Here is a 6,000-nt window from a genome sequence, read left to right as displayed (position 1 = left end):
GGCGGGCCGGTGCCGACGGGCACGGTCACGTTCTCCTTCGGCGACGGCACCCCCGACGCCACGGCCCCCCTGACCGCCGGCGTCGCCACGACCGGCCACGCCTACGCCACCCGCCTGGGCAGCCCCTTCCTCGTCACCGCCGCCTACAACGGATCCCCCCACCACCAGCCGTCCACGGCGACGGACCGGCACACCGTCGGCCAGACCGCCACCACCACCGCGGTCACCACCACGCCGGACCCCTCAGCGACAGGCCAAACCGTGACCGCCACCGCCACGGTGACACCCCAGACCACCGGCACCGCACCCCCGACCGGCACCATGACCTTCACCTTCGGCGACGGCGGACCCGCCGTCACCGCCACGCTGACGGCAGGCGCGGCCACCGCGACCCACACCTACACCACCGCCATCCCCGCCCCCTACACCGTCACCGCCTCCTACGGCGGCGACACCGACCACGCGGCCTCCCAGGCCGTCGACGGGCACACCGTGACCCGGCAGGCCACCACCACCACGGTGACCTCCACCCCCAACCCCTCCTCGCCGGGAACCAAGGTCACCGTCACCGCCACCGTCACCGCGACACCGCCCTCGACCGGCACACCCACCGGCACCATCGTGCTGGTCCTCGGCGACCGCAACCCGCAAGTGGTGCCCCTCATCGGCGGCGTCGCGACCGCGTCGTTCAACCCCGTCCGACCCGGCCCCCACACCCTGACCGCCTCCTACTCCGGCAGCGCCACCTCCGCCCCCTCGACCGGCACCGGCACCCACACCGTGACGTGACGCCCGCGTCCGGCGCCAGGCCGCCCACGGCCGGCCCGCCGGCCAGGCGGGCCGGCCCGGCCGCGTCCCGCGCGGCGAACGCTCGGACAGGCGGCGCCCGACGACCCCGTTCGCTCGGGCGGCTGCCCCGCGCACCCCATGGGCACCTGGTGCTACGGGGTGGCACCAGGTGCCACCGGCGTTTATGGTGGCTGGTATGACAGCGCAGCCGGAGATCACGCAGCGTGATTTGCGTACCAGGTCGAAAGAAATCATGGACGCCGTCCAGAGCGGCCAGGCGTTCATCGTCACCCGGGACGGTCACCGCATCGGTGAGCTGGTCCCCTTGCGCCGGCGCCGGCGTTTTGTGCCCCGCAGCGAGTTTGCCGCCATGTCGCGGACCGCACCGGATGTATCGCTGGACGCCTTCCGGGCCGATCAGGATGCCACCGCCGATCAGGAGCCGGGTGACCCCTATGCCCGCTGAGTACGAACAGGGGCTGCTGGACACCAACATCATGATTCTCCGCAGGTGGGTGGACCCGGATGAACTGCCTGTCGAGGTGGCGATCAGCGCCATCACCCTGGCCGAGCTGTCGGCGGGGCCTCATGAGGTCCGCAGAAACGACGAACAGGGCGATTACGACGAGTACGCCGAACGTGCCCGGCGCATGGATGTACTGCAGCGCGCGGAGAACGAGTTCGATCCGATTCCCTTCGACGCGGAAGCCGCCCGCATCTACGGCAGGGTCTGCGCCGCCGTGATCGGCGCGGGCCGCAAACCTCGGCGCCGGGTCGCAGACTTGATGATCGCCGCGACCGCCATCGCCGAAGGCCTGCCCCTGTTCACCACCAACCCTGACGACTTCAAGGGATTGGACGACCTGCTGACCGTCGTTCCGGTCACCCGTCCGGCAGTTCTCCACGACCGCTGAACCATCGCGGCCGTGCGGCACGCGGCTCAGCGCGTGCCGGCACCGGCGGCCCGGTGACAGGCACGCCACCGGGCCGCCCGGTCCCGGCCGGACCGTGCCGGAGTGGGCCGCCAGATCAGGCCTCGGTACGCGTCGTCGACCCTTCGCCGGCCCAGCGGTTCGACCCACAGGTTCCTGAAGCGGGACGGCAACACGGACGTGCCGGGCCGGCCTTGGGACGGATACGGATCCAGGCCGGCCTCTGCGAATCCCTGTGATCATGCGGGGGTCGTTCCTCGCTCACGCAGGTGTCGCGTACCGCAGGATGCGCGTGACATCCCAGGCATGGTGGTACCCGTCGTGGGCGTTGTTGCGCGCGACATCCTCGGCGCGCTGGACCCCGCGGGTGGCATGCCGCAGCACGATCCCCTCTTCCAGCGCCGACGTCACCGACTCCGCCCAGGCGTCGACCGCGTGCTCCAGTGACCACAGCGCCGCGGCGGGAGCGATCTCGTTGTAGTGGCGGGCCTGCGCGACAAGGTCCGGGTCGTAGCCGGGTACGGTGGACAGCGCCTGACAGCCGGGCTCCGGCGAGTCGCTCTGCCCAGTTCCGCAGGTTGTCGGTGACATGGCTGACGTACGCTGCGGGCGTCCACGCCAGATCGGGATGACGCTCGTGCCCCGTGTGCCCTGCCAGCAGCACGCGGAAGCGTGCCGGTAGCTCCTTCACGAATCCCCATACAGACGTGCGCCCCACTTCTCCATGGGCTTCGACCCTACCGGGGCTCCGGATCGCTCGGACACCAAACCCGGGACGCCTGACTACTGCCCGCCAGGTCGCAGCGGCGTCCACCTCACCCGGCCAAGGCCACGACGCCGCACCGGGCACTAACCGGCAGGTGCTGTGAAGATGCCGCTCGTCGGGAAGCCGGGGCCCGGCAGGCCGGACGGGGAGGGGCTGGGCGTGGCGCAGTGCGGCCGGGGCCCGATGTAACGGCACTCCTGCGGTGTGGGGCCTGAGCCCCGGGTGCTGTGGATGGCCACGGCGAAGGCGGCCAGCACCGCTGCCACCAGCACCAGCACGCCCCTGGTCGTGAGCGGGCCGCTCTCGTTGCGTCGCACAGGCTGTTCTCCTCCTCGAGGGTCGCTTCCAGCCGGCGACCGCGGTGAGGGGCACCGGTGCCTTCGCCGCCATGAGACGGGGGCGGCGCGGCCTCGGCAGTGGTCCTCAGACGGTCTTCGCGGAAGGGGGGTCCGCCGGCCTGTCGGGTGCCGTGCCGGGGGACGCGGTGTGGGAGAGGGTCCCCAGCAGCCGCAGTTTCTCGTCGCTGTCGCTGTCCTTGTCGGGGTAGTACACAACGAGGATGACGTCGTCGATGGGGAGTTTGTCGCGGTGCAGGCTCAGTTCCCCGACGACGGGATGGTTCACCGTGGTCGTGCCTCCGTCCAGGCCCCGGACGTCGTGGCGGGCCCACAGGATGCGGAACCGCTGGCTGGACAGGGCGAGTTCGCCGACGAGCTCGACGAACCGCGGGTTGTCGGTGTCGTCCCCGATGGTGGTGCGCAGGGCGGCGACGAAATCGGCGGCGGCTTTCGGCCAGTCCTGGTGGAAGGCATGCTCCTCGGGGTCGAGGAGCAGCAAACGCAGCCGGTTCTGGCCGGGCCGCAGCCGGGGGGAGAGCGCGACGGCCAGGGGATTGGAGGCCAGGACGTCGAACGCGCGCCCTTCGACGAACGCGGGGATCTGAAGGTGTGCCAGCAGCGCGTGGACCCGCTCCGGTACGTGCTCGGGCCGCTTGCGGCGCGGCGCCCTGGGGCGGGCCGCCGCGAGGCCGAGCAGATACGTCCGCTCGACGTCGTCGAGCCGAAGGACCCGCGCGAGCGCTTCGAGGACCTGCGGCGAGGGGTTCTTGTCGCGGCCTCGTTCCAGACGCAGGTAGTAGTCGGGGCTGATGCCGGCGAGCAGGGCGACCTCCTCACGGCGCAGGCCGGGCACCCGCCGGTTGCCGCCGGAAGGGATCCCCGCCTGCGCGGGGGAGACCAGCTCGCGCCGGGCGCGCAGGTAGCTGCCGAGCCGGCTGCCGGATTCCTCATCCTTCATACCGCCACCGTAATGCGCTGCTCGCGCCGCAGAGGGGGCCCTGGCAGGACCAGGGAAGACCGGGGCACTGCCGCACCCGGCGGGACCGGCCCGAGACTTCGGTGACGCCGTCCTGCAAGAGACGGCGGACATCACTGTCCGCGCCGCCGGCCCGCACGCCGTCGGCGTCCTGGACCGAAAGGAAGATCTTGTGGACCTCTCCGACCGCACCGTTCTCGTCGTCGGCGGAACCTCGGGCATCGGGCGGGAGCTCGCCCGCCGGTTCGCCGCGGCGGGCAGCACCGTGGCCGTCGCCGGCCGCTCCCGGACGGCACTGTCGGAACTCGCCGGAGAAGGCTTCGGCACGTTCCGCGTCGACGTCACCGACGGTGACTCCGTCACCTCCGCCCGCGACGCCGTGCTCGCCCGGTACCCCGCCCTGGACACCGTCGTGACGATGCCGGGCGTCATGCTCATGGAGGACCTGCGCGACCCCGCGCACTTCGAGGCGGCCGAGGCCACGATCGACACCAACCTGCTCGGCACCATCCGCGTCATCGACGCCTTCACCCCGCACCTGGTCCGGCGCGGCGCCGGCGCCTTCATCACGGTCACCTCCGGCATCGCCTTCCTGCTGTTCCCGCCCATGCCCAGCTACGCCGCGTCCAAGGCCGCGGTGCACGCCTACTCCGAGGCGCTGCGCGCCCAACTCGACGGCACCGGTGTGGACGTCGTCGAGCTCGTCCCCCCGGCCGTCGCCACAGCGGGCCAGGAGAAGGTCAACCCGCACGCGCTGCCCCTCGACGACTTCGCCACCGAGGTCATGCACCTGCTCTCACAGGACCCCACCCCCCCCCGCGAAATCCTCGTGAAGGGCGTCCTCATGCACCGCTTCGCCGAGCGCGACGGCACCTACGACGACCTGGTCGCACAGCGCTCCCAGGCCCTGGCGGTGCTCCCCGGCCGCCGACCCTGAGCGGGCCCGCGGCCGCCCGGAACCGGCACAGGAGGAGACTCGCGGTGAGCCCGGCGACGGGCACCGGCGTTCGCCTCTTCCCCGCCGCCGCACGGGTGCGCACGGCTCCACGCCAGTGCGGGCACGCCAGAAGTCCCCCTGCCACCGGAGCCGTTGCCCGGCAGGGGGACAGGACTGCACCGCGGCACCGGTCTCGTGCCCGGTCATGGCCGGCGGCGATCACCCGACGCCGGCATGCCGAACTCCCCTGCAACGACAGGCTCTGGGCTGCGACACCGGGAACAGCCTGGAAGACAGCCCTGACGACAGCCCGGAGGGCACCACACCCGATGGCCCCGTATCGGTGCCGGGGCGGGGTGTGGGGCCGAGGGCGCGTCCGGCAGGGTTGTTCCCGCCGGGGCGCATCGCCGTACTGCCAACACCGCAGGCATCACATGCGGTTCCGGCTGCCGGCGTCCGTCAGCGCGAGGGCGGCGGCGCGGGTCGCTCAACGCCTCGGCCGGGTGGTTTATTTGGCCGTGCGTGATCTCGCGGTCGGGCCGGTGCCGTGCTTCGCCGAACCGTGCTTATTCGCCTGACCTGCAATTTCCCGTTCTCTTTTCGTGCCAGGGCCCCGTGCCGACGGGCGCGTTGTGCGGTGGGCAGGGCTCCGCCCCCCGGTGGCCGGTGATGCCGCGGGCGGCAGGGGCGGTGCCGGAATCGTCTGTAAGGCCCTAGAACACCGCCAGTTCGGGGTAGGGGCGTGCGTCGGTGCACCGGCAGGTTCCTGGCGCCGCATCAGCGGGGCAGTCGCCTTTGATGCGGCGCCAGGAGCTTTAGCGCCTTTTTATCCCGTATGTGCCGATGCTGCCAACATCTGACGGTTCTCCCGGCGTTCACAGCGCGGACCCCGGGCCGAACGCAGGCAGGGGCTCGGGGCTACCCCCACCAGCCTTGTCGCGACTGTCGACCCGTCACCCGAGTCGGCATGTCATCGACTGACGCGGCGTCGGCTCTGAGCGGCTTCACGACAGGGATCGGCACTGACTGCCCGTCACCCGTTTGACAGGCTCTTCACACTTTTTTGATGTGGTCGCGGGCATGGCTGTCACCTGCGGCGATACCGGCCGGTCTGTGGCTGTGCTGCCCCGTCCGGGGGACCGCCTGCGCCGATTCCGAGGTGCGTGAAGATCTCCGCGCTCGTGCCATGGATTCCAAGGACGAGGTCGCAGTACGTGTCGCGGGATTCCCATCCCGCCTGCTCCGTCCGCAAGGAGGTCCTC

General features: G+C 71.6%; 7 protein-coding genes. 4 read left to right on the top strand and 3 right to left on the bottom strand.

All coding sequences use genetic code 11. The features are described 5' to 3' along the window. The 3 genes from AC3ET4_RS25800 to AC3ET4_RS25790 all read left to right on the top strand — a co-directional run. The coding region (locus AC3ET4_RS25800; protein ID WP_431953419.1) for an Ig-like domain repeat protein at positions 1–789 on the top strand (789 nt) is incomplete at its 5' end. Between the two features lie 196 nt (positions 790–985). Further along, on the top strand, positions 986–1,255 hold the full coding sequence (locus tag AC3ET4_RS25795; protein WP_431953417.1) for a type II toxin-antitoxin system prevent-host-death family antitoxin: 270 nt from the start codon (positions 986–988) through the stop codon (positions 1,253–1,255). Beyond that, on the top strand, positions 1,245–1,703 hold the full coding sequence (locus AC3ET4_RS25790) for a type II toxin-antitoxin system VapC family toxin (protein WP_431953415.1): 459 nt from the start codon (positions 1,245–1,247) through the stop codon (positions 1,701–1,703). The genes AC3ET4_RS25795 and AC3ET4_RS25790 overlap by 11 nt, the downstream gene beginning before the upstream one ends. Positions 1,704–1,982: 279 nt before the next feature. Here the strand turns inward: AC3ET4_RS25790 and AC3ET4_RS25785 are convergent, their stop codons facing one another. From AC3ET4_RS25785 to AC3ET4_RS25775, 3 genes are all read right to left on the bottom strand, one after another. After that, the gene (locus tag AC3ET4_RS25785) at positions 1,983–2,312 is read right to left on the bottom strand and encodes a hypothetical protein (protein WP_431953413.1); all 330 of its coding nucleotides are present in this window, start codon (positions 2,310–2,312) and stop codon (positions 1,983–1,985) included. Between the two features lie 258 nt (positions 2,313–2,570). Continuing rightward, complete coding sequence (locus AC3ET4_RS25780) at positions 2,571–2,804, bottom strand: hypothetical protein (RefSeq protein ID WP_431953411.1); 234 nt, start codon at positions 2,802–2,804, stop codon at positions 2,571–2,573. Between the two features lie 106 nt (positions 2,805–2,910). Continuing rightward, positions 2,911–3,783: a helix-turn-helix transcriptional regulator gene (locus tag AC3ET4_RS25775; RefSeq protein WP_431953410.1), complete on the bottom strand. Its 873-nt coding sequence runs from the start codon at positions 3,781–3,783 to the stop codon at positions 2,911–2,913. Positions 3,784–3,973: 190 nt separating this feature from the next. On the opposite strand from AC3ET4_RS25775, the gene AC3ET4_RS25770 reads away from it, so the two are divergent. After that, the gene (locus tag AC3ET4_RS25770) at positions 3,974–4,738 is read left to right on the top strand and encodes an SDR family oxidoreductase (RefSeq protein ID WP_431953408.1); all 765 of its coding nucleotides are present in this window, start codon (positions 3,974–3,976) and stop codon (positions 4,736–4,738) included. Positions 4,739–6,000 lie beyond the last annotated feature (1,262 nt).

This window comes from Actinacidiphila sp. bgisy167 (genome assembly GCF_057707665.1).
The sequence above is the reverse complement of the archived record's forward strand: the minus strand, read 5'-3'. Positions and strand labels throughout refer to the sequence as shown.